The sequence below is a fragment of the Paracoccus sp. S1E-3 genome (assembly GCF_013868135.1).
Lineage (GTDB): Bacteria > Pseudomonadota > Alphaproteobacteria > Rhodobacterales > Rhodobacteraceae > Paracoccus.
The window spans coordinates 1,479,106-1,501,594 of the sequence record NZ_JACEMU010000004.1 but is presented as its reverse complement, the minus strand read 5'-3'; the positions used below and the strand labels follow the sequence as shown (position 1 = coordinate 1,501,594).

Genomic DNA, 22,489 nt, shown 5'->3' with positions numbered 1-22,489 from the left:
CGACCGGCCGATCGGGCCGACGCCATTCGGACCGCAGAGGGAGGAGACATGGCGCAACCTGCAGCAACCGCCGGGGCGGAACCGCAATCCATTCCCGCACTTCTGGCGCGGAATGCGGACCGGCTGGGCGACTGCCCCGCCTACCGCGAGAAGGAGTTCGGGATCTGGCAAAGCTGGACCTGGGCGCAGGCGGCCGAGGAGATCCGGGCGCTTGCTCTGGGGATGCTGAACCTTGGCCTTGCGCCGGGCGATCATGTCGCGGTGATCGGGCGCAACCGTCCGGCGCATTATTGGGCGATGATCGCGGCGCAGATGTGCGGCGCGGTGCCGGTGCCACTGTATCAGGACGCCGTCGCCGAGGAGATGGCTTACGTTCTGGGTCACAGCGGCGCGCGTTTCGTCATCTGCGGCGATCAGGAACAGGTCGACAAGGTGCTGGAGGTGCAGTCCGCCGCCCCCCGGATCGAGCAGATCATCTATACCGACAAGCGCGGCATGCGGAAATACGACCATTCCCGCATGAACGCGCTCGCGGATGTGCAGGCCGAAGGCCGGGCGGCCGCGCAAAGGCTGGGGCCGGAACTCGATGCGCGCATCGCCGGGCTGGATTACGACAGCACCTGCGTGATGCTCTATACCTCGGGGACGACGGGCAAGCCCAAGGGCGTGGTGCTGTCGAACCGCAACATCATCGAGACCGCCAGGAACACCAGCGAATTCGACAAGCTGACCGCGCGGGACGATGTGCTGGCCTATCTGCCGATGGCCTGGGTGGGCGATTTCATCTTCTCGATGGGGCAGGCGGCCTGGACCGGTTTCACGGTGAACTGCCCGGAAAGCCCGGCCACCATGATGACCGACCTGCGCGAGATCGGCCCGACCTATTTCTTCGCCCCCCCTCGGGTGTTCGAGGGCCAGCTGACCAATGTGATGATCCGCATGGAGGATGCCGGCCGCTTCAAACGCTGGCTGTTCAGGCATTACATGGGGGTGGCGCACCGCGTCGGACCGGCGCTGCTGGACGGACAGCCGGTCGGCCTGATCGACCGCATCGCCTATGGCCTCGGCAATATCCTGATCTACGGCCCGCTGAAGAACACCCTCGGCTATTCCCGGATCCGCGTGGGCTATACCGCGGGCGAGGCGATCGGGCCGGAGATCTTCGATTTCTACCGCAGCCTCGGGATCAACCTGAAACAGCTTTACGGCCAGACCGAAGCCTCGGTCTTCATCACCCAGCAGCCCGATGGCGAGGTGCGCTCGGATACCGTGGGTGTGCCATCGCCGGGGGTGGAACTGAAGATCGCTGAAAATGGCGAGGTCTTCTATCGCAGCCCCGGCACCTTCGTCGAATATTACCAGAACCCGGAAAGCACGGCCTCGACCAAGGATGCGGAGGGCTGGGTGGCCACGGGCGATGCCGGATTCTTCGAACCCGGCACAGGTCATCTGCGCATCATCGATCGCGCCAAGGACGTGGGCAAAATGGCCGATGGCCGGATGTTCGCGCCGAAATATGTGGAAAACAAGCTGAAGTTCTATCCGAACATCCTCGAAGCCGTGGTGATCGGAAATGGCCGCGACTATTGCACGGCGATGCTCAATATCGACCTCAGCGCGGTCGGAAACTGGGCGGAACGCAACAATATCGCCTATGCCAGCTATCAGGAACTGGCCGGCCACCCGCAGGTCTATGCCGCCATCCGCGAGCATGTCGAGGCGGTGAACCGCTCGGTTGCGGAAGACGAGATGCTGTCGGGCTGCCAGATCCACCGCTTCCTTGTCCTGCACAAGGAACTGGACCCCGACGATGGCGAGATGACCCGCACCCGCAAGGTCCGCCGCGCCGTCATCAACGAGAAATTCGCCGATCTGGTGACCGCGCTCTATGACGGCTCAAGCAGCGTCTATACCGAAACGCAGGTCACGTATGAGGACGGCCGCAAGGGCAAGATCAAGGCGACCCTGCGGATCGAGGACGTGCCGGTCTTCGGCGAGGCGCCTATGCAGAAGGTGGCTGCGGAATGAGCAAAGCCGTCATCACCTACAGTCCCAGCTATCTCAGCGGTGCGCTGATCGCGCTGGCGGGACTTTTGCTGGCGTGGCTGGTGCCTTCGGCGCTGACGGGCTGGATCAGCGACGCCATCGCCGGCGCGCTGACGGGCGGCTTTGGGGTGGCAGCGGCCAGCCGGCTGTGGCCGGGCCTGCCGCTTGGCCAGATGATTCAATACGGCCCCGCCGTCGCCATTTATGGCGTCGTCGTCGGCCTGCTGGCGGGAGGCTGAGATGTTGGACCAGACCGAAGGCTATACCACCGCCGACGGCCGCCAGATCGGCCCGGTTCTGCTGGACCTGCGCGGCATCACCCTGCGCTTCGGCGGTGTCGAGGCGATCAAGAATATCAGCTTCGACATCAGGCAGGGCGAGATCCGGGCGATCATCGGACCGAACGGGGCGGGCAAGTCTTCGATGCTGAACGTGATCTCGGGCTTTTATGTCCCGCAGGACGGCGAGGTCTGGTTCCGGGGCCACAAGCGCGGCCCGATGAAACCCTATGAGGTCGCGCGCCTTGGCATCGCGCGCACCTTCCAGAACATCGCCCTGTTCGACGGCATGTCGGTGCTGGACAACATCATGACCGGACGGCTGAACAAGATGAAATCGGGCTTCATCAGCCAGGCGATCTGGTGGGGCCGCGCCGAGGCCGAGGAGATCGCCAACCGCGAACAGGTCGAAAGGATCATCGACTTTCTGGAAATCCAGAACATCCGCAAGACGCCGGTGGGCCGGCTGCCCTACGGCCTGAAGAAGCGGGTGGAACTGGCCCGCGCGCTCGCGGCCGAGCCGCGGCTGCTGCTGCTGGACGAGCCCATGGCCGGCATGAATGTCGAGGAGAAGGAGGACATGTCCCGCTTCATCCTCGATGTGAACGACGAATTCGGCACCACGATTGCGCTGATCGAACATGACATGGGCGTGGTGATGGACCTTTCGGACCGGGTGGTGGTGATGGATTACGGCCGCAAGATCGGCGATGGCACTCCCGCCGAGGTGCGCGGCAATCAGGAAGTGATCGACGCCTATCTGGGGGTGTCCCATGACTAGGCGCGCACGCATCCCGATGGAGGCGCCGGGCCTCGGCCATGCGCCGGCCGCGCGGGCGCCCACCCGGCCCGAAACCCGGATCATCATCGCCCGCCATGCCGCGACCCGGCCCGGACAGATCGGAGGAAACGCCTGATGGACCAGCTTCTTTACGCCTCGGAAGTGATCGTCAACGGGCTGATGACCGGGGTGATGTATTCGCTGGTCGCGCTGGGTTTCGTGCTGATCTACAAGGCCTCGGGTGTGTTCAACTACGCGCAGGGGGTCATGGCGCTGTTCGCGGCGCTGACGCTTGTCGGCATCATGCAGGGGCAGGTGCCCTTCGCGCATCTGATCAACGCGGCCTTTGGCACCCACCTGGAAAACTTCGGCTGGAACGTGCCCGCGCTGCTGGCGATCCTGCTGACGGCGGCGGTCATGGTCCTGCTGGCCATCGCCATTGAAAAGCTGGTGCTGCAGCATCTGGTCGGGCAGGAGCCGATCATCCTGTTCATGGCAACCATCGGGCTGGCCTATTTCCTTGAGGGGCTGGGCGATGTGATGTGGGGGGCCGACGTCAGGACGCTGGATGTGGGGCTGCCCCAAGGCATCAGCGAGACCATCGAGACCGCCACCAATGACTGGCTCGGCTATGGCTTCTTCATCGACCGGCTGGACATCTGGGCCACGATCATCGCGGCGGTGCTGGTGGCGGCGCTGGTGGCGTTCAGCCAATACACCAAGCAGGGCCGGGCGATGCGGGCTGTGGCCGATGACCATCAGGCGGCGCTGTCGGTGGGGATCTCGCTGCAATTCATCTGGATTATGGTCTGGTCCATCGCGGGCTTCGTCGCCCTCGTCGCCGGGATCATGTGGGGGACGAAATCGGGCGTACAGTTCTCGCTGTCGCTGATCGCGCTGAAGGCGCTGCCGGTGCTGATGCTGGGCGGCTTCACCTCGATCCCCGGCGCGATCGTCGGCGGGCTGATCATCGGCGTGGGCGAGAAACTGTTCGAATTCATCATGTCCAGCCCCGATCTGGCTGGCAGCTGGTTCGGCTTCACCATCAGCGCGACTGAAAACTGGTTCGCCTATGTGCTGGCGCTGATCTTTCTGGTTTTCCGCCCGCAAGGCCTGTTCGGCGAACGCATCATCGAAAGGGTATAGGCATGACCCATCGCGCAAGACTGGGTGGCATCGTCATTGACTGCCAGACCGAACATGTGGCCGAAGCCGCCCGTTTCTGGGGCGCCGCATTGGGCGGCGAAGTCGAGATCGACGAGGAGGGCAAATATGCCGAAATCTCCGGTCAGGGCGAGCTGAAGGTGCTGGTGCAGGCGGTGAGCCATGCCCCCCGCGTCCATATGGATATCGAATCCGATGACAAGGAGGCCGAAGTTGCGCGCCTTGAAGCCCTCGGCGCGACCGTGGTTGCCCGCATTCACCGCTGGATCGTGATGGAGGCGCCGACCGGCCATCGCTTCTGCGTGGTCAACCCCCAGGGGCCCGCCTTTCACACCCATGCGCGAGAGGTCGAATGATGGGCGGGCGGCAAGTCAGCCTGCCTCCGGCGGGGATATTTGAACCAGAGCGAAAGCCCTTGTTCATTCTGGCAGAAATATCCTCCGGGGGTGCGGGGGTGGAAAACCCCCGCCGCGGCGGACGATAGGGGGCGGACAGGATGTTTTACCGTGAGGCAGGCGATTTCAAGACCAGCTACCGCGATGACGGGCAGAGCTTCCCGATCAAGCTGGACCGATACGGCTATTACGCCATTCTGGCGGTCGCGGCGGTGGTGGTGCCCTTCGCCATCAATGACTACTGGGCGAATGCGGTGCTGCTGCCTTTCCTGATCTACGCCATCGCGGCGATCGGGCTGAACATTCTGGTCGGCTATGCCGGGCAGGTCAGCCTCGGCACCGGCGGTTTCATGGCGGTGGGGGCCTACGCGGTCTACAAGCTGATGACCTCTTTCCCCGAGATCAGCATCGTCATCCATATCCTGCTGGCGGGCGGGATCACCGCGCTGGTGGGAATCGCCTTCGGCCTGCCCAGCCTGCGCATCAAGGGGTTTTACCTTGCGGTGGCGACGCTGGCGGCGCAGTTCTTTCTGGTCTGGCTGTTCAACAAGGTGCCGTGGTTCTACAATTATTCGGCCTCGGGTCAGATCAATGCGCCCGAACGCACGGTGCTGGGTTGGGCAGTCACCGGGCCAGCCGCGACGCCCTCGGCCAAATATCTGATCTGCCTTGCCTTTGTTGTCCTTCTCGCCTGGGTGGCACGGAACCTGACGCGGGGCATGGTCGGGCGCAAATGGATGGCGATCCGCGACATGGACATCGCCGCCGAGATCATCGGGGTGAACCCTCTGACGGCCAAGCTGACCGCTTTCGGCGTCAGTTCCTTCTTCATCGGCGTCGCCGGGGCCTTGTTGTTCGCCGTCTATCTGGGCGCCGCCGAAGTGACCGAGGCCTTCGGCATCAACAAGTCCTTCCTGATCCTGTTCATGGTCATTATCGGCGGTCTCGGTTCGATCTTCGGCAGTTTCGCGGGCGCGGCCTTTCTGGTCCTGCTGCCGGTGCTGCTGAAAAACCTGCTGGTCGGGGGCCTTGGCTGGCCCACCAACCTCGCCGCCCATATCGAGCTGATGATCGTGGGCGCGCTGATCATCTTTTTCCTGATCGTGGAGCCGCATGGCCTGGCCCGCCTGTGGCAGCTGGTGAAGGAGAAACTGCGGCTTTGGCCGTTCCCGCATTAACCACGCAGAACCGGGCGAACCGGCACGCAAAACCCTTGGGAGGAGACCAGGAATGAAACTGAAACTTGCCGCCTTGGCCGCTGCCGCCGTAATGGCCGCGGCCCCCGCCATGGCCGATCTGATCGTGCCGAACCTTTCCTATCGCACCGGGCCATATGGCGCGAACGGCACCCAATATGCCGACGGCTTCAACGATTACTTCACGCTGCTGAACGAACGCGATGGCGGCATCGGCGGCGAAAAGATCCAGGTCCCGGAATGCGAGACCGCCTATAACACCGAAAAAGGCGTCGAATGCTATGAGGCGACCAAGGAAGGCGCGCTGGTGTTCAACCCGCTGTCGACGGGAATCACCTATCAGCTGATCCCAAAAGTCTCGGTCGACAAGAAGGTGCTGTATACGCCGGGCTACGGGCGCACCTCGGCCAAGGATGGCAAGGTGTTCGAATGGGTGTTCAACGCGCCGGCGAACTATTGGGACGGGGCCTCGGTCGCGATCAAGTATCTGCTGGACCAGAATGGCGGCAGCCTTGAAGGCAAGAAGATCGCGCTGGTTTACCACAACTCCGCCTATGGCAAGGAGCCGATCCGCACGTTGCAGGAACTGGCCAAGAAGCACGGCTTCACCCTGACCGAAATCCCGGTCGAGGCGCCGGGGCAGGAACAGAAATCGCAATGGCTGCAGATCCGCCGCGACAAGCCGGATTATGTTCTGATGTGGGGCTGGGGCGTGATGAATCAGGTCGCCATTCAGGAAGCCGCCAACATCCGCTTCCCGATGGAGAATTTCATCGGCATCTGGTGGGCAGGGTCGGAAATCGACGTGCTGCCGGCGGGCGCGGGCGCCAATGGTTACAAGGCGCTGACCTTCAACGGCGTCGGCATGGATTATCCGCTTTATGCCGATCTGAAGACCCATGTGCTCGATACCGGCAAGGCATCGCAGGGCGGACAGCATGTCGGCTCGGCCGTCTATTCGCGCGGCATGTATGCGGCCGTGGTCATTGCCGAGGCGATCCGCAAGGCGCAGGAACTGGCCGGGACATCCGCGATCACGCCTGAACAGCTGCGCGAGGGGTTTGAACAGCTGGATATCACGCCGGAACGTCTGACCGAGATCGGCCTGCCGGATTTCGGCCCCGAAATCAAGCTGACCTGCGCCAACCATGGCGGCAGCGGCATGGCGCGCATCCAGCAATGGGATGCGGCGGCGAAGAAGTGGAACCTGATCACCGAGTTCACCGCCCCCGATGCCGAGGTGCTGGACCCGCTGGTGGCCGAGGATGCCGCCGCCTATGCCAAGGAAAGCGGCCTGACCGAGCGTAGCTGCGACTGACGCCCGCAAGGCGGCGCGGGCGACCGCGTCGTCCCCAGAACCCTCTGCCGTCGCTCACACCGTGCAGGGGGAACGACCTGGCGGCGCAGCTCCGCGTCGCCGGGATCTCAGCAAAGGAAACCGCCATGCTCGATGCCGAACCGACCCCCGCGCCGCTGCTGGACGTCAACAATATCGAGGTGATCTATAACCACGTCATTCTGGTGCTGAAGGGCGTCAGCCTGCAGGTCCCGAAGGGCAGCATCACCGCGCTTCTGGGCGGCAATGGCGCCGGCAAGACCACGACGCTGAAGGCGATTTCCAACCTGCTGGCCTCGGAGCGGGGCGAGGTGACCAAGGGCGCCATCACCTATCGCGGCGACCGCGTCGCCGACCTGAACCCGGCGGCGCTGGTGAAGCGCGGCGTCATTCAGGTGATGGAGGGGCGTCACTGTTTCGAACACCTGACGGTCGAGGAAAATCTGCTGACCGGCGCCTATACCCGCAAGGATGGCAGCGTCGCCATCCGCAAGGATCTGGAGATGGTTTATGACTACTTCCCCCGCCTGCGCGAGCGGCGGAAGTCGCAGGCCGGCTATACCTCGGGTGGGGAGCAGCAGATGGTCGCCATGGGTCGGGCGCTGATGTCGCGCCCGGAAATGATCCTGCTCGACGAACCCTCGATGGGCCTTGCGCCGCAGCTGGTCGAACAGATCTTCCAGATCGTGAAGGCGGTGAATGAAGGCGAGGGCGTGACCTTCCTGCTGGCCGAACAGAACACCAATGTGGCGCTGCGCTATGCCCATTATGGCTATATTCTGGAAAATGGCCGGGTGGTGATGGACGGCGCCGCCGATGCCCTGCGCGAGAATCCCGATGTGAAGGAATTCTACCTCGGCATGTCCGACGAGGGCCGCAAAAGCTTCCGCGATGTCCGCTCCTACCGTCGCCGCAAGCGCTGGCTGGCCTGAGGGCGATCTGTGGGGATGACAATCAAGGAAATGAATTGATGCCCGGTTATTTTGACGATCTGGAAATCCGCAGCGCGGATGAGCGTGCCGAATGGCTTTCTGAGGCGCTGCCAGCGGCGCTGAACCGTGCCAAGACCGCGCCTGCGCTTGCCCGCTTGCTGCGTGACGTGGACGCTGCCGCGATCACCGACCGCGCGGCGCTGGCGCGGCTGCCGGTGATCCGCAAGTCCGACCTCATCGAGGCGCAGAAGAAGAACCCGCCTTTCGGGGGCTATGCCACGCGCCTCGCGGCGGAGTTCGACCACATCTTCCAGTCCCCCGGCCCGATCTATGAACCGGGGCGGCGCGATGGCGACTGGTGGCGGCTCGGCCGCTTCATGCACGCCTGTGGCGTGGGGCGGGGCGATATCGTGCAGAACTGCTTCGCCTATAACCTGACGCCGGCCGGGATGATGTTTGACAGCGCCGCCCGCGCCGTCGATGCGGCCATCCTGCCCGCCGGCACCGGCCAGACCGATCTGCAGGTGCGTGCCGCGGCCGATATCGGCTGCACCGTCTATGCCGGGACCCCGGATTTCCTGAAGGTGATCCTCGACCGCGCGGATGAGCTGGGCGAAACGCTGTCCTTCACCCGCGCCGCCGTGGCGGGCGGTGCGCTGTTTCCGTCGCTGCGCCAGCACTATGCCGATCGCGGTATTGCCACCCGGCAATGCTATGCCACCGCCGATCTGGGCAATATCGCCTATGAATCCGAGGCGATGGAGGGGATGATCGTGGATGAGGGCGTGATCGTCGAAATCGTCCGCCCTGGCACCGGCGATCCGGTCCCGGACGGCGAGGTGGGCGAGGTCGTCGTGACCACGATGAATCCCGACTATCCGCTGGTTCGCTTTGCCACCGGCGATCTGTCGGCGGTGTTGCCCGGCCTCTCGCCCTGCGGGCGCAGCAATATGCGCATCAAGGGCTGGATGGGCCGGGCCGATCAGACCACCAAGATCAAGGGCATGTTCGTGCGTCCCGAACAGGTCGCGGGCTTCGTCGCCCGCCACCCCGAGATCACCCGCGCCCGCGTCATCGCCGACCGCGAGGGCGAGATGGACGCCATGACCGTCCAGATCGAAAGCCCGCGCGCGGCGGATGCGGAATACGCCGCCTCGGTCGCCGAGGCGCTGAAGCTGCGCGGCCGGATCGAGATTGTGGCCCCCGGCAGCCTTCCCAATGACGGGCTGGTGATCGAGGATCGGCGCAAATACGACTGACTTGCCGCAGGGCGGGGGGCGCGGCATGATTTCGTCATGACCCACCCGCCCCTGCACGATCCCGACCTGTATCCGCGCCTGCAACTGCGGCTGTATCTCGGCCCGGACTGCTGGATCGGTCCCGGTAAGGCGGACCTGCTGGAGCTGATCGACCGGACCGGTTCCATTTCGGAAGCCGGGCGGCGCATGGGGATGAGCTATAAGCGCGCCTGGTCGCTGGTCGAAGGGCTGAACCGCAGCTTTGCCGAACCGCTGGTCAGCAGCGAACGCGGCGGCGCGGGTGGCGGCGGCGCGGCGCTGACCCGGCAAGGGCAGGAGGTGCTGAGGCGCTTTCGCGGTATCGAAGCTGCCGCGCAGGAGGGCGCGGCGGCGGATATGGCGGCATTGCACGCGCTGCATGTGCGGAAAATCAGCGAATAATTGCCGATGCGCAGCGTCATGGGGATCCGTCACATGCAACCGAAAGAGGTATGACGTCGATGCATGGCTGCTGCCATATCAGATGCAATCACGGATTGCGGAAGGGAATCCGGGGATTTCCGGGTCACGCCGACACCGGTTGGATCCACAGAAAAAGGCACCCCCCGAACCGGGAGATGCCTTCTGCGTCGCTTCGCCGGTCGCCGACCAATCCAAAGATTACTTGATAACTGGCTTTCCCTGATAGGTTTTCTCACCGACGCGGATCACGATGTCTCCGCCCTCGGCCTGCCGCTCAAAGACGCCCTGGACCGAGATATAGCTGCCAATTGTGATGGTGCGAATCATATCTCTCCCCCTTCTTGTGAGGTCATGTTATCCTCGGAAATCCGACCGAATGGTTAATAAACCAGAGCGGACATGTCTGTTCAGAACAGTTTGCCGATTTGCTGTGACTTTTTTGTCACAGCCATGACTGAATAATCGGGATCAAGGGAACATCTGCAGGTGGCATCTCGTAGCTGCGCAGATCCTTGGCCCGGACCCAGGCCAGTTTCTGTCCTTCGCGCGGCACGGCGATGCCTGTCCAGCGGCGGCAGATGAACAGCGGCATCAGCAGGTGAAAAGCCTCATAGCTGTGGCTGGCGAAGGTCAGCGGTGCCAGGCAGGAGGCATGGGTGTCGATGCCCAGTTCTTCGTGCAGTTCCCGGATCAGCGCTGCTTCCGGGGTCTCGCCCTGCTCGACCTTGCCGCCGGGAAATTCCCACAAGCCGGCCAGCGATTTGCCTTCGGGTCGCTGCGCCAGCAGCACGCGCCCATCGGCATCGACCAAAGCCACCGCCGCCACCAGCACGATCTTCATGCCCGCTTCCTTCATTCTGGTAAAAATATCCCGCGGGGTGCGGGGGCGCGCAGCCCCCGCCAACAGCCTTACGACCGGTAATCGGCGTTGATGTCGATATAGCGATGGGTCAGATCGCAGGTCCAGACCGTGCGGGCGAATTTGCCCAAGCCTAGATCGACGCCCAGCACCAGATGGTCGCGCTTCATATAGGCGCTGGCGGCCGCCTCGTCATAGGAGGGGGCGCGCCAGCCGTTTTCGGCCACCACCAGATCGCCGAAGCGGATAGTCAGCTTGTCGCGATCGGCTGCGGCGCCGGATTTGCCGACGGCCATGACGACACGGCCCCAGTTGGCGTCCTCGCCCGCGATCGCGGTCTTGACCAGCGGCGAGTTGGCGATGGCCATGGCGACCTTATGGGCGTCGGCGGCACTGGCCGCACCTGTCACCTGCACCTCGACGAATTTCGTCGCGCCCTCGCCGTCCTTCACCACCTGCTGCGCCAGATCCAGCATGACCATATGCAGGGCCGCCGCGAAATCGCGCGCGGGCTTGGCCCGCATGTCATCCAGGGGCGCCGCCTTCGACTGCCCCGTCGCCGCCAGGATCAGCGCGTCCGAGGTCGAGGTGTCGCTGTCCACGGTGATGGCGTTGAAGGTCTCGTCCACCTGTTTCGACAGCAGTTTCTGCAGGTTCGCGGCCGAGATCTTGGCGTCGGTGAAGATATAGACCAGCATCGTCGCCATGTCGGGGGCGATCATGCCCGACCCCTTGGCGATCCCGGCGATATGGATCGGGCCGCCGTCACCCTGCACCACCGCGCCTGCGCCCTTGGCGAACGTGTCCGTGGTCATGATGGCGCGCGCCGCCGCCGCGACCCCTTCGGCATCCAGCCTGGCCGCCATCTCGCCGATCACGGCGGTGATGCGAGCAACGGGAAGCGGCTCTCCGATCACCCCGGTCGAGGAGGAGAACACGCGGGTCGCCGGCATCGACAGCGCCTCGGCCACCGCGCCGGTCACCCGGTCCACGGCCTCCTGCCCGTTCTTGCCGGTGAAGGCGTTGGCATTCCCGGAATTGACGATGATCGCCGCGCCCTGCGTCTGGTCCTGCGGTCCTTCCAGCTTGGCCTGACAGTCCAGAATGCTGGCCGCCCGCGTCGAGGAGCGCGTGAACGCCCCCGCCACCGTTGTGCCCGGCGCCAGTCGCACCAGCATCACATCGGTGCGGCCCTGATACTTGACCCCCGCCGCGGCCGAGGCGAACTCGACTCCCGCGATCACCGGCAGATCGGGAAATCCCGCCGGCGCCAGCGGGGACACGGGCGAGGGCGCCTTAACCTTTGCGGCCTTGTCGCCCTTGCGCGCCTTCTTGTCGGCCTTCTTGTCGGCTTTGCCGGCTGCGGCTTTCCCAGACTTCTTCTTGTCGTCCCTGGCCATTACTTCGTTTCCGTTCCCAGAATGTCGGTATTCAGCACGGCCGGGTCCAGCCCTTCGGTCTTTTCGACCTTGGCTTCGGCGGTGACCTTTTCGATCTCGGCTTCGACCTTGTCGCGGCGGATCTGCTGGATCAGCGCATCGCGGATATCGGCAAGGGCCGGCGGCTGCTGGACACGGCTGTCGTTCAGTTTGATGACATGCCAGCCGAATTGCGATTTCACCGGCGTGGTCGAGGTCGACCCCTTCTCCATGCCCGCAACCGCATCGCCGAATTCCTTGACCATGCGGTCCTGCGTGAACCAGCCCAGATCGCCGCCATTCAGCCCAGACCCGGTATCGATCGAGCGTTCCTCGGCCAGCTTGGCGAAATCGCCGCCCTTGGCCAGTTCGTCGATGACGGCCTTGGCGGCTTCCTCGGTCTCGAGCAGGATGTGGTCGGCATCATATTCCGTGACCGGCTTGTCGGCCGGGAAGGCCTTTTCGTAAGCGGCCTGAATCTCGGCATCCGTCGGCTCGAATTCGGCAAGACGCTCCAGCGCGGCGCCGGCCAGATAGGCGCGGCGATCGATCACCAGCGCGGCCTTGTCGCGCGGGGTGGCCGTGGCCTCGCCCACCTCGGCCATGGCGGCCTGGCGGATCATCTGGTCCAGCATCAGGTCCCACAACTCCTGCGCGGGCATGCTGGCCATGTCGGGCGGCAGGCCCAGCTTCATCGCCGCCATCTGGCCGAGGGTGATTTCGGTGTCGTTCACCTTGGCGACGACGGTATCGGCATCCTGCGCCGCGGCGGGCAGGACGAGCGCAGAGAACAGCAGGGCGGCAAGGATCGGGCGTACGAGCATGTTTTTTCCTTGAAGATACGCCCCGCCGCAACCAGCGGAATTGGGGGCAAGCGTTGACACTCGGGGGACGCGGGCCTACATCCGGCGCAACCGAAAAGGCGCGCCCGCGCCGTTTTTTCACCTGCACTGATACGGCAGGACGGACGGTCCGGGCAAGGGGCCGCGCCCCAGCCTTTCCCGCAACAAGTCGGCCGGAGTGATCATGCTGGGTCTAGGAAGTTTGGCGAAGAAGGTCTTTGGCACCCCCAATGACCGCAAGGTGAAATCGATCCGTCCGCTGGTGGCGAAGATCAATGCGCTGGAAGCCGAGGCTCAGGCCCGCTCTGACGAAGAATTGATCGCCAAGACCCGCGATCTGCAGGCCCGCGCCCAGGCGGCCGAGTCCTTGGACGCGCTGCTGCCCGAAGCCTTCGCCAACTGCCGCGAAGCGGCGCGCCGCGCCCTTGGCCTGCGCGCCTTCGACACCCAGCTGATGGGCGGGATCTTCCTGCATCAGGGCAATATCGCCGAGATGAAGACGGGCGAAGGCAAGACCCTGGTCGCCACCTTCCCGGCCTATCTGAACGCGCTGGCGGGCAAGGGTGTCCATGTCGTCACCGTCAACGATTATCTGGCCAAGCGCGACGCCGAATGGATGGGCAAGGTCTTCACCCAGCTCGGCATGACCACCGGCGTGGTCTATCCCTATCAGCCCGATGCCGAAAAGCGCGACGCCTATCAGGCGGACGTGACCTATGCGACGAATAACGAGCTCGGCTTCGACTATCTCCGCGACAACATGAAGGGGAGCGTCGAGGAAATGGTGCAGCGCGACCACTTCTTCGCCATCGTCGACGAGGTGGACAGCATCCTCGTGGACGAGGCCCGCACGCCGCTGATCATTTCCGGCCCCTCGCAGGACCGGTCCGAGCTGTATGTGACCCTGAACCAGTTTATCCCGCAGCTGACGGATGAAGACTTCAAGCTGGACGAAAAGGCCCGCAACGCCACCTTCACCGAAGAAGGCAACGAGCGGATGGAGCAGATGCTGTCCGCCGCGGGCGTCCTGCCGGAAGGCCAGACGCTCTATGACCCCGAAAGCACCACCATCGTCCATCACGCCAATCAGGCGCTGCGGGCCCACAAGCTGTTCCACAAGGACCAGAATTATATCGTCAAGGATGACGAGATCGTCCTGATCGACGAATTCACCGGCCGGATGATGAAGGGGCGCCGCCTCTCGGACGGGCTGCATCAGGCGATCGAGGCCAAGGAAGGCGTCAAGATCCAGCCGGAAAACGTGACGCTGGCCAGCGTGACCTTCCAGAACTATTTCCGCCTTTACGACAAGCTGGGCGGCATGACCGGGACGGCGGCAACCGAGGCCGAGGAATTCGCCGATATCTACAAGCTGGGCGTGGTCGAAGTGCCGACCAACCGCCCCGTGCAGCGCATCGACGAACATGACCGCGTCTACCGCACCGGCACCGAAAAATACGCCGCCGTGCTGGAGGCGATCAAGGAATCCCACGAGCGCGGGCAGCCGATCCTCGTCGGCACCACCAGCATCGAGAAATCGGAAATGCTGGCCAATATGCTGACGCATGCGGGCATCCCCCATAACGTCCTGAACGCGCGCCAGCACGAACAGGAAGCCTATATCGTAGCCGAGGCCGGCAAGCCCGGCGCCGTCACCATCGCCACCAACATGGCCGGCCGCGGCACCGACATTCAGTTGGGCGGCAATGTCGAAATCAAGGTGATGGAGGCGCTGCGCGCCGATCCCGACGCCCATCCCGACCAGCTGCGCGAGCGGATCGAGGCCGAACACGCCGCCGACAAGGAAAAGGTCCTGGCCTCGGGCGGGCTGTTCGTTCTGGCCACCGAGCGCCACGAAAGCCGCCGCATCGACAACCAGCTGCGCGGCCGCTCGGGCCGTCAGGGCGATCCGGGCCGCTCGCTGTTCTTCCTGTCGCTGGAAGACGACCTGATGCGGATCTTCGGATCGGAACGTCTGGATGCGGTGCTGTCGCGTCTGGGGATGAAGGAAGGCGAGGCCATCGTTCACCCCTGGGTCAACAAATCGCTGGAACGCGCGCAGGCCAAGGTCGAGGGCCGCAACTTCGACATCCGCAAGCAGCTGCTGAAATTCGACGATGTGATGAACGATCAGCGCAAGGCGATCTTCTCGCAGCGCCGCGAGATCATGGACAGCGCCGAAGTGGACGAGGTCGCCCGCGACATGCGCCATCAGGTCATCGACGATCTGGTCGAGGAATACATGCCGCCGCGCGCCTATGCCGAACAGTGGGACAATGCTGGCCTTGAAAAGGCGGTGGTCGAAAAGCTGAACATGAACCTGCCGGTTTCGGACTGGGCGGCCGAGGAGGGCGTCGACCAGGACGTCATCCGCGAACGCATCACCGAAGCCACCGACACCTATATGGCCGAGAAAGAGGCTGGCTTCGGCCCTGAGACCATGCGCCAGATCGAAAAGCAGGTGCTGCTGCAGGCCATCGACCAGAAGTGGCGCGACCACCTGCTGACGCTGGAACATCTGCGCTCGGTCGTGGGCTTCCGGGGCTATGCGCAGCGCGATCCGCTTTCGGAATACAAGACCGAAAGCTTCACCCTGTTTGAAAACATGCTGGACGGGCTGCGCAGCGACGTGACCCAGCAGCTGTCGCGCATCCGCCCGCTGACCGATGCCGAACGCGAACAGATGATGCGCCAGTATCAGGACCAGCAGGCCCAGCAACAGCAGCAGATGGTTCCCCAACACGAAGAGGCTGAAGGCGGCGAGGCCTCGGCCCAGGCGCCGGGCTTCAACGCGGCCGATCCGGCAACCTGGGGCAATCCTTCGCGCAACGACCCGTGCCCTTGCGGCTCGGGCGAGAAGTTCAAGCATTGCCACGGCCGTCTGGCCTGATCCGGCCGCCGGTACGGGGGCTTTGCGCCCTCGAACCCCCGCAGGATATATGGGCCAGAATGAAAGCGCCGGCTCTTTCATTCTGGCCCATATATCCCGGGGTCCGGGGCAGCGCCCCGGCGTGCTGCCCCTACAGGGCTTTTCGCATCACCAGCGCGTCGATTCCGGGGGCATAGTAATTGCGCCTGCGTCCGGCATCGCCCCAACCGGCGCGCCGATACAGGGCCTGTGCCGCGGCGTTGTCGCCGGCCACCTCAAGGAACGCCGCGACGGCGCCGCGAGTGCGGGCTTGCGTCTCGAAGGCGCGGAGCAGCGCCCCGCCCGTGCCCTGACGGCGCGCAGCCGGCGCAACGGCGAGGGTCAGCAACTCGGCTTCATCCAGCACCGTGCGACCGAGGATGAAGGCCGCCTTGCGGGCGATCAGGAAATTGGCGGGGTCACGCAGAAGGGCCGAGAACTCCACCGCGTTCCAGGGGCGGGGATGGGTGAAGCTGGCGGCGTGGATCTGCGCCAGTTCCGCCGGCGTCATGGCAGGATGACCGGGCCGCGATCTCGCGCCGGGGCCGCGTCGGCGGGACGCAGGTAGATGGGGGCAGGGCGCGGCTGCGGGCTGCCGGAGCGGGCGAGGGCAAGCCGGGCGATGCCTTCGGCGATGGAGACCAGGGGTATGCCGCGCGGGGGGCCGGGGGGCAGGCTGTCCAGCGGGCCCTGCTGCGCATCGCCGGGTTTGTCGCCGAAGTCCTGCCAGATGGCGGTGTCGCGCTTGGCCGGGATGATGATCCGGCACGGCCGGGGCAGCCCGAAGGCGAGCGCCTCGGCGGCGCCGATGCCGATGGCGGGGATGTTCAGGGCCAGCGCCAGCCCGCGCGCGGCAGCGACCGCGATGCGGATCCCGGTGAAATTGCCTGGCCCGGTGCCGACCCCGATCAGCGACAGGTCCGCCCAGCCGAGACCGGCCTCGGCCAGCATCTCCTCGATCAGTGGCATCAGGCGTTCGGCCTGCCCCTTCGACATGTCTTCGTGGCGGCCCGCGATCAGCTGGTCGCCCGACAGCAAAGCGGCCGCGCAATGCGCGGCCGATGTGTCGAAGCCGAGCGTCAGCGCCTCAGGCAATCGGGCGCACCTCGGTCACTTCGGGGATATAGTGCCGCAGCAGGTTCTCGATCCCCATTTTCAGGGTCATGGTGGACGAGGGGCAACCCGCGCAGGCGCCCTGCATGTGCAGATAGACGACGCCGCGATCGAAACCGTGGAAGGTGATGTCGCCGCCGTCCTGCGCCACGGCGGGGCGGACGCGGGTGTCCAGCAGTTCCTTGATCTGGGTGACGATGGCCTCATCCTCGCCCGCATGGTCGGCATGGCCGGTCACATCGACCGAACCCTGCATCACCGGCGCGCCTGACTGGTAATGTTCCATGATCGCGCCCAGAATCGCGGGTTTGATATGGTCCCATTGGGCCGCATCAGTCTTGGTGACGGTCACGAAATCCGAGCCCAGAAACACCCCGGTGACCCCGTTCACGGCAAAGACGCGGGCGGCCAGCGGCGATACGGCGGCCGCATCGCTTTCGGTGAAATCTGCGGTTCCCCGGTCCAGCACGGTCTGGCCGGGCAGGAACTTCAGCGTGGCGGGGTTCGGCGTGGTTTCGGTCTGGATGAACATGGGGCGCTCCTTTGGTGGTTCATATGGGCCGCGCTCGGCTTTCGGTCAAGCCGTGCGGGCGCCGTCGCCTCGGGTTTTCCCGATCCAACGCGGGCCGGACGTTCAGGAAATCGCTTCCAGCCGCTCCCGCGACAGGTCGCCCGGAACCAGCGTGATGGCGCAGGGCAGCGAGGAGAGGTCGCGCAGCACGCGGCTGACGATCGGCCCCGGACCCGCCTTGCCGGCCGCCGCCCCCAGCACCAGCACGCCGATGTCGCTGTCGCTTTCCAGCTGCGCCAGCAGCTGCGTCGTCGGGTCGCCCTCGCGGATGACCAGTTCGGGGTCGATCCCCTGGCTGTCGCGCATCCAGCGGGCAAACAGCTGGAACTGCGAGGTGATTCGGTCCTCGGCTTCCTGCCGCATCAGTTCGGCCACGCCGATTCCGTGCTGAATCGCCTCTGGCGGAATGATGGCCAACACCACCACAACCCCAGATGTATGTGCGGCCCGCATCGCCGCGAAGCGCATGGCGTTCTGGCATTCGGGAGATTCGTCCAAAATAACCAGAAACTTACGCATGATGTGGTCCTTTCGGCAAAAAATCGCGTATGGAGTGCTGCAGTTGAGCCTATCGGGCAACAGATCGGAACTGAAGTATGTCGGCGATGTTAAAACCCAACATGCGATGTGTTAACGAAAGCTTCGGATCTGTTAACACTTTACGCTGGAAGTCGCGCATGACGGGGGCCGAGCTTTGACGCTTTACCATGATTGGGAAAATGTCGAAATTCGACCGGCGCTGTCCGAGGCCGAATTGTGGCGGCTCGATCTGTCAAGCAGTGACAACAGCCTGTATCGCCGCCACCTGAAGCGTGGCGTCGATCTGACGCTGGCCTTGGCGATGCTGGTGGTGCTGATCCTGCCGATGGCGCTGGTGGCGGCCCTGCTGCTGATCACGCAGGGGCGCCCGCTGATCTATTCCGGCCAGCGGATGAAGGCGCCGGGCCAGCCGTTCTGGCAATACAAGTTCCGCACCATGACGCTGCATGATGATGACAGCGGCGCCACCGGGGCGCACAAGCATTGGCGGATCACGCCGCTTGGCCGTTTCCTGCGCCGCACGCGCCTGGACGAGCTGCCGCAGCTGTTCAACATCCTTGCCGGCAATATGAGCTTTGTGGGTCCGCGCCCGCCCTTGCCGGAATATGTGCAACGCTTTCCGGCGCTGTATTCGACAGTGCTGCAGACCAAGCCCGGCGTCACCGGCCTGGCCACGCTGATCTATCACCGGCACGAAGATCGCATCCTCGCCGGCTGCAAGACCGCCGAGGAAACCGACCGCGCCTATTACGCGCGCTGCCTGCCGACCAAGCTGCGCATCGAACTGGTTTATCGCCGTACCGCCTCGCCCTGGCTGGATTTCTGGATCATGTGGAAGACTTTCCTGGCTGTGATCCCCGGCTATGACCGCCCGCGCAAGAAACGCGGGCAGCAGGTCACTGCGCCGCTGGCGCAACCGAACGGATCGGCACCGTCGAAATAGACATCTTCGCGGACCCCTCGCTCAGTTCATTGGCGTGGGCGAGATAGATCAGCACCTGATTCTTCTCGTCATAGATCCGCTTGACCCGCAAGGACTTGAAGATCAGCGACCGGCTTTCGCTGAACACGTCCTCACCATCCTCGCTTTTCGAGATGTCGCCCAGCGTGATCGGGCCGGTCTGGGCGCATTCGATGGCGCTGTTGGACGGATCTTCGAACCAGTTCCCCTGGCTGAGCCGGTCGATGACCGAACGCGAGAAATAGGCCAGATGGCAGGTCACGCCCTGTACCTTGGGGTCGTGGATGGCCTCGACCACGATGTCGTTTCCGACCCAGTCGACGCCGACCTCGGCCACGGTTTCGGCCATGGCGGGGCTGGCGGTCAGGGCCAGCACGGCGAACAGTTTCTTCATTCTTCGCTCCTATCCTGCGGTCTGCCAGTCACGCACAATGTCCGAAGGCCAGATCAGCATCAACACATTCAATATCAATCCGTCGCGGATCAGCCAGATCGTCATGGCTTCGGCGGCCACGAACAGCAGGACCGACGCCCGGACCGGCAGCACCCGCGCCAGCCAGAAGCCGACCATCATCATCAGCATGTCGGCGACCGAATTGATCACGCTGTCGCCGTAGTAATCCAGCGAGATGGTGACGGCGCGATAGCGGTCGATGATCGCGGGCGAATTCTCGACGATTTCCCATGCCGCCTCGACCAGGGTGGCGATGACCAGCCGCGTGCCCAAAGGCAGGCGGCGCGCCCCCAGCCAGAGAAGAAAATAGAACGCCAGCCCATGCAACAGATGCGACGGCGTATACCAGTCCATCAGGTGCTGAGAGTTCTCGGCGCTCATCGTCTGGCCGTGCCACAGTTTGACATAGCCGCATTCGCAGATCGGAATGCGACCCATGGCCAGCAGCAGGACGGCGGCGGCGGCCACGATCAGCAGGCTGGCGATGATGGCGCGCGTCATGCGATTGGCTCGGGGTGCATCAGTTCGGGACCATGATCGGTCAGCAGCCAGACGCCGTTCCTGTCCAGCCGCGCAGCCGATACCGGACCGCCATAACCCGCCCCGCTGTCCAGATTCACCCGGTTTCCGTAATGGGTCGGTTTCTTGATCGCGGTATGGCCGTGCACGATCAGCGCACCATGATCGGCGGTCGACTCCAGAAACGGCTTGCGGATCCACATCATGTCGGTGTGCGTTTGGGCCGACAGATCCACCCCCGGCCGGATTCCGGCATGGACGAACAGGAAACCACCCGGATGCAGGATATTCGGCACCAGCCCGTCCAGCCATTCGATATGGTGGCGGGGGATTTTCCGCAGCGCCTCGGCATGGACCTCCTGCAGCGGGCGATCATAGGCGTCCTCGATACCATAGGCGCCCAGCGTCGCGGCCGCGCCATTGCGCTGATCGCTGGTCCAGGTATTGGGGGATGAGGGTCCGGGGTCTATCCAGCCCGGATCTTCGATGAAGCGTGGCAGCTTGTTGTCGTGGTTGCCCTTCACCACCTGCCAGTCGCGCCCCTGCGCCTGACCTTCCATCAGCAGGTCGATGACGGCCGGCGAATCCGGCCCCCGGTCGATCAGATCGCCGAGATGGATGATGCGCGCATCGCGGCCGCCATCGGCCTCGATCAGGCGATGCGCTTCGCGCAGCCCTTCCAGCCGCCCATGAACATCGCCGAGCGCGTAGATCGGCGCGAAATCGTCCTGCTGTGCCATTGTCGAAACCAGCCGTCCTGAAAAGCAAAAGGCCCGGCGCTACAGTTGCCGGGCCTTGGATTGGTTGCAAGCCGCGATCAGAGCTCGAAACGCAGCGCCTTGGCCTGCAGGAACTTGCCGGTCTTCTGCAGCGCCGCCAGCACGCTTTCGGGCAGCGCCTCGTCCAGATAGAGGATCGCGATCGCATCCTCGCCCGAGGCTGTGCGGCCCAGCTGGAAGTTGGCGATGTTCACGCCCATATCACCCAAGGTGGTGCCAAGCGCACCGATCACGCCCGGCACGTCCTTGTTGCGCGTATACAGCATATGCGCGCCGATCTCGGCATCGACATTGATGCCGCGGATCTGGATGAAGCGCGGCTTGCCGTCGCTGAACACTGTCCCGGCGATCGAGCGCTCGCTCTCCTCGGTGACGACGGTCACCTTGATATAGCCGTCATAGACGCCGCCGGCTTCCTGCCGGGTGGTGGCGACTTGAATGCCGCGATCCTTGGCGATGACCGGCGCCGAGACCATGTTCACATCCGGGTTCGTCGCCTTCATCACGCCAGAGATCACTGCCGCGTTCAGCGCATTCACGTTCATCTCGGCGACCACGCCATCATAGAGGATATTGATCGACTTGATCGGGGTTTCGGTCATCTGGCCGATAAAGCTGCCCAGATGGCCGGCCAGCTTGATCCACGGCCCCATCACCTTGGCTTCCTCGGCGGTGACCGAGGGCATGTTCAGCGCGTTCGACACCGCGCCGGTCAACAGGTAATCCGACATCTGCTCGGCCACCTGCAGGGCCACATTCTCCTGCGCCTCGTCGGTCGAGGCGCCCAGATGCGGCGTCACCACGACATTCGCCATGTTGAACAGCCGGCTCTCGGTCGCAGGTTCGGTTGCGAAAACGTCAAGCGCGGCCCCGGCCACGTGACCCGATTCCAGCGCATCCGCCAGCGCATCCTCGTCGATCAGACCGCCGCGCGCGGCGTTGACGATGCGCACGCCTTTCCTGGTCTTGGCGAGGTTCTCGCGCGACAGGATATTGCGGGTCTTGTCGGTCAGCGGAACATGCAGGGTGATGAAATCGGCCTTTGCCAGCAGCTCGTCCAGTTCGACCTTCTTCACCCCGATCTGGTCGGCGCGTTCTTCCGACAGGAAGGGATCGTAAGCCAGAACCTTCATTTTCAGGCCCAAAGCACGGTCCGCGACGATCGAGCCGATATTGCCCGCGCCGATCAGGCCCAGGGTCTTGTTGAACACCTCGACCCCCATGAAGCGGTTCTTTTCCCACTTTCCGGCATGGGTCGAAGCGCTGGCTTCGGGCAGTTGGCGGGCGACCGCGAACATCAGCGCGATGGCATGCTCGGCGGTGGTGACGCTGTTGCCGAAAGGCGTGTTCATCACGATCACGCCCTTTTTCGAGGCCGACGGAATATCGACATTGTCGACGCCGATCCCGGCCCGCCCGATCACCTTCAGCTTGGGGGCGTTTTCCAGCAGCTTGTCCGTGACCTTGGTGGCCGAGCGGATCGCCAGACCGTCATATTGACCGATGATCTCGGCCAGCTTTTCCTTGTCCTTGCCGACATCGGGCAGGTAATCCACCTCGACCCCACGGTCGCGGAAGATCTGAACGGCGGTTTCCGACAGCTTGTCAGAGACGAGAACCTTGGGCATCTGATGCTCCTGTGGCATGCGCGGGCCTCAACCCTGCGCGTGTTCATTCTGGTGAAAATATCCCGGGGG

Annotated in this window: 25 protein-coding genes; 13 read left to right on the top strand and 12 right to left on the bottom strand. The window is 64.1% G+C overall.

The features are described 5' to 3' along the window. Positions 1-48 precede the first annotated feature (48 nt). The 11 genes from H1S04_RS07485 to H1S04_RS07435 all read left to right on the top strand — a co-directional run bounded on the left by H1S04_RS07485 (position 49) and on the right by H1S04_RS07435 (position 9,807). Positions 49-2,028: a long-chain fatty acid--CoA ligase gene (locus tag H1S04_RS07485; RefSeq protein WP_181744878.1), complete on the top strand. Its 1,980-nt coding sequence runs from the start codon at positions 49-51 to the stop codon at positions 2,026-2,028. Then, positions 2,025-2,285, top strand: coding sequence for a hypothetical protein (locus tag H1S04_RS07480; protein WP_181744877.1), 261 nt, complete (start codon positions 2,025-2,027; stop codon positions 2,283-2,285). Before H1S04_RS07485 ends, H1S04_RS07480 begins: the two co-directional genes overlap by 4 nt. Before the next feature lies 1 nt (position 2,286). After that, positions 2,287-3,105 (top strand): ABC transporter ATP-binding protein, encoded by an 819-nt coding sequence (locus H1S04_RS07475; protein WP_181744876.1) that lies wholly within the window; start codon positions 2,287-2,289, stop codon positions 3,103-3,105. Beyond that, positions 3,098-3,241 carry a hypothetical protein gene (locus tag H1S04_RS07470; RefSeq protein WP_181744875.1) on the top strand — a complete coding sequence of 48 codons (144 nt, stop codon included), beginning with the start codon at positions 3,098-3,100 and terminating at the stop codon, positions 3,239-3,241. The genes H1S04_RS07475 and H1S04_RS07470 overlap by 8 nt, the downstream gene beginning before the upstream one ends. Continuing rightward, a complete protein-coding gene (locus H1S04_RS07465; RefSeq protein ID WP_181745431.1) occupies positions 3,238-4,251 on the top strand; it encodes a branched-chain amino acid ABC transporter permease in 1,014 nt (337 codons plus the stop codon). Before H1S04_RS07470 ends, H1S04_RS07465 begins: the two co-directional genes overlap by 4 nt. A gap of 2 nt (positions 4,252-4,253) precedes the next feature. Further along, on the top strand, positions 4,254-4,625 hold the full coding sequence (locus H1S04_RS07460) for a VOC family protein (protein WP_181744874.1): 372 nt from the start codon (positions 4,254-4,256) through the stop codon (positions 4,623-4,625). A 140-nt stretch (positions 4,626-4,765) separates the two neighbouring features. Beyond that, complete coding sequence (locus H1S04_RS07455; RefSeq protein ID WP_181744873.1) at positions 4,766-5,842, top strand: branched-chain amino acid ABC transporter permease; 1,077 nt, start codon at positions 4,766-4,768, stop codon at positions 5,840-5,842. A gap of 52 nt (positions 5,843-5,894) precedes the next feature. Then, a complete protein-coding gene (locus H1S04_RS07450; protein ID WP_181744872.1) occupies positions 5,895-7,178 on the top strand; it encodes an ABC transporter substrate-binding protein in 1,284 nt (427 codons plus the stop codon). 125 nt (positions 7,179-7,303) lie between these two features. Continuing rightward, entirely contained in the window at positions 7,304-8,128 is an 825-nt protein-coding gene (locus H1S04_RS07445) for an ABC transporter ATP-binding protein (protein WP_181744871.1), read from the top strand. Positions 8,129-8,166: 38 nt separating this feature from the next. Further along, positions 8,167-9,387 (top strand): phenylacetate--CoA ligase family protein, encoded by a 1,221-nt coding sequence (locus H1S04_RS07440; protein WP_181744870.1) that lies wholly within the window; start codon positions 8,167-8,169, stop codon positions 9,385-9,387. 36 nt (positions 9,388-9,423) lie between these two features. Then, positions 9,424-9,807, top strand: coding sequence for a winged helix-turn-helix domain-containing protein (locus H1S04_RS07435; protein ID WP_181744869.1), 384 nt, complete (start codon positions 9,424-9,426; stop codon positions 9,805-9,807). 219 nt (positions 9,808-10,026) lie between these two features. On the opposite strand, the gene H1S04_RS18635 is transcribed toward H1S04_RS07435, so the two are convergent. The 4 genes from H1S04_RS18635 to H1S04_RS07420 form a co-directional block, all read right to left on the bottom strand. Then, a complete protein-coding gene (locus H1S04_RS18635) occupies positions 10,027-10,155 on the bottom strand; it encodes a hypothetical protein (RefSeq protein WP_255435476.1) in 129 nt (42 codons plus the stop codon). Positions 10,156-10,270: 115 nt separating this feature from the next. Beyond that, the gene (gene mutT / locus H1S04_RS07430) at positions 10,271-10,669 is read right to left on the bottom strand and encodes an 8-oxo-dGTP diphosphatase MutT (RefSeq protein ID WP_181744868.1); all 399 of its coding nucleotides are present in this window, start codon (positions 10,667-10,669) and stop codon (positions 10,271-10,273) included. A 68-nt stretch (positions 10,670-10,737) separates the two neighbouring features. Then, positions 10,738-12,087, bottom strand: a complete 1,350-nt coding sequence (argJ, locus tag H1S04_RS07425) for a bifunctional glutamate N-acetyltransferase/amino-acid acetyltransferase ArgJ (protein WP_181744867.1) — start codon at positions 12,085-12,087, stop codon at positions 10,738-10,740. Continuing rightward, on the bottom strand, positions 12,087-12,929 hold the full coding sequence (locus tag H1S04_RS07420) for a peptidylprolyl isomerase (RefSeq protein ID WP_181744866.1): 843 nt from the start codon (positions 12,927-12,929) through the stop codon (positions 12,087-12,089). The genes argJ and H1S04_RS07420 overlap by 1 nt, the downstream gene beginning before the upstream one ends. A 202-nt stretch (positions 12,930-13,131) precedes the next feature. On the opposite strand from H1S04_RS07420, the gene secA reads away from it, so the two are divergent. After that, positions 13,132-15,837, top strand: coding sequence for a preprotein translocase subunit SecA (gene secA / locus H1S04_RS07415; RefSeq protein ID WP_181744865.1), 2,706 nt, complete (start codon positions 13,132-13,134; stop codon positions 15,835-15,837). 130 nt (positions 15,838-15,967) lie between these two features. On the opposite strand, the gene rimI is transcribed toward secA, so the two are convergent. The 4 genes from rimI to H1S04_RS07395 all read right to left on the bottom strand — a co-directional run bounded on the left by rimI (position 15,968) and on the right by H1S04_RS07395 (position 18,058). Continuing rightward, on the bottom strand, positions 15,968-16,366 hold the full coding sequence (rimI, locus tag H1S04_RS07410; protein ID WP_181744864.1) for a ribosomal protein S18-alanine N-acetyltransferase: 399 nt from the start codon (positions 16,364-16,366) through the stop codon (positions 15,968-15,970). Then, on the bottom strand, positions 16,363-16,950 hold the full coding sequence (gene tsaB, locus H1S04_RS07405; protein ID WP_181744863.1) for a tRNA (adenosine(37)-N6)-threonylcarbamoyltransferase complex dimerization subunit type 1 TsaB: 588 nt from the start codon (positions 16,948-16,950) through the stop codon (positions 16,363-16,365). Before tsaB ends, rimI begins: the two co-directional genes overlap by 4 nt. Further along, positions 16,943-17,500, bottom strand: a complete 558-nt coding sequence (locus tag H1S04_RS07400) for a NifU family protein (protein ID WP_181744862.1) — start codon at positions 17,498-17,500, stop codon at positions 16,943-16,945. Before H1S04_RS07400 ends, tsaB begins: the two co-directional genes overlap by 8 nt. A 102-nt stretch (positions 17,501-17,602) precedes the next feature. Continuing rightward, a complete protein-coding gene (locus H1S04_RS07395) occupies positions 17,603-18,058 on the bottom strand; it encodes a universal stress protein (RefSeq protein WP_181744861.1) in 456 nt (151 codons plus the stop codon). A 175-nt stretch (positions 18,059-18,233) separates the two neighbouring features. Between H1S04_RS07395 and H1S04_RS07390 the strand changes: the two genes are divergently transcribed. Then, a complete protein-coding gene (locus tag H1S04_RS07390; protein ID WP_255435475.1) occupies positions 18,234-19,022 on the top strand; it encodes a sugar transferase in 789 nt (262 codons plus the stop codon). On the opposite strand, the gene H1S04_RS07385 is transcribed toward H1S04_RS07390, so the two are convergent. The 4 genes from H1S04_RS07385 to serA form a co-directional block, all read right to left on the bottom strand. After that, positions 18,976-19,434 carry a CreA family protein gene (locus H1S04_RS07385; protein WP_181744860.1) on the bottom strand — a complete coding sequence of 153 codons (459 nt, stop codon included), beginning with the start codon at positions 19,432-19,434 and terminating at the stop codon, positions 18,976-18,978. The two genes, H1S04_RS07390 and H1S04_RS07385, sit on opposite strands and share 47 nt — an antisense overlap. Positions 19,435-19,443: 9 nt before the next feature. Then, entirely contained in the window at positions 19,444-19,995 is a 552-nt protein-coding gene (locus H1S04_RS07380) for a DUF2585 domain-containing protein (protein ID WP_181744859.1), read from the bottom strand. Further along, entirely contained in the window at positions 19,992-20,753 is a 762-nt protein-coding gene (locus tag H1S04_RS07375; protein WP_181744858.1) for a metallophosphoesterase, read from the bottom strand. Before H1S04_RS07375 ends, H1S04_RS07380 begins: the two co-directional genes overlap by 4 nt. Before the next feature lie 77 nt (positions 20,754-20,830). Further along, positions 20,831-22,420 (bottom strand): phosphoglycerate dehydrogenase, encoded by a 1,590-nt coding sequence (serA, locus tag H1S04_RS07370; protein WP_181744857.1) that lies wholly within the window; start codon positions 22,418-22,420, stop codon positions 20,831-20,833. Positions 22,421-22,489 lie beyond the last annotated feature (69 nt).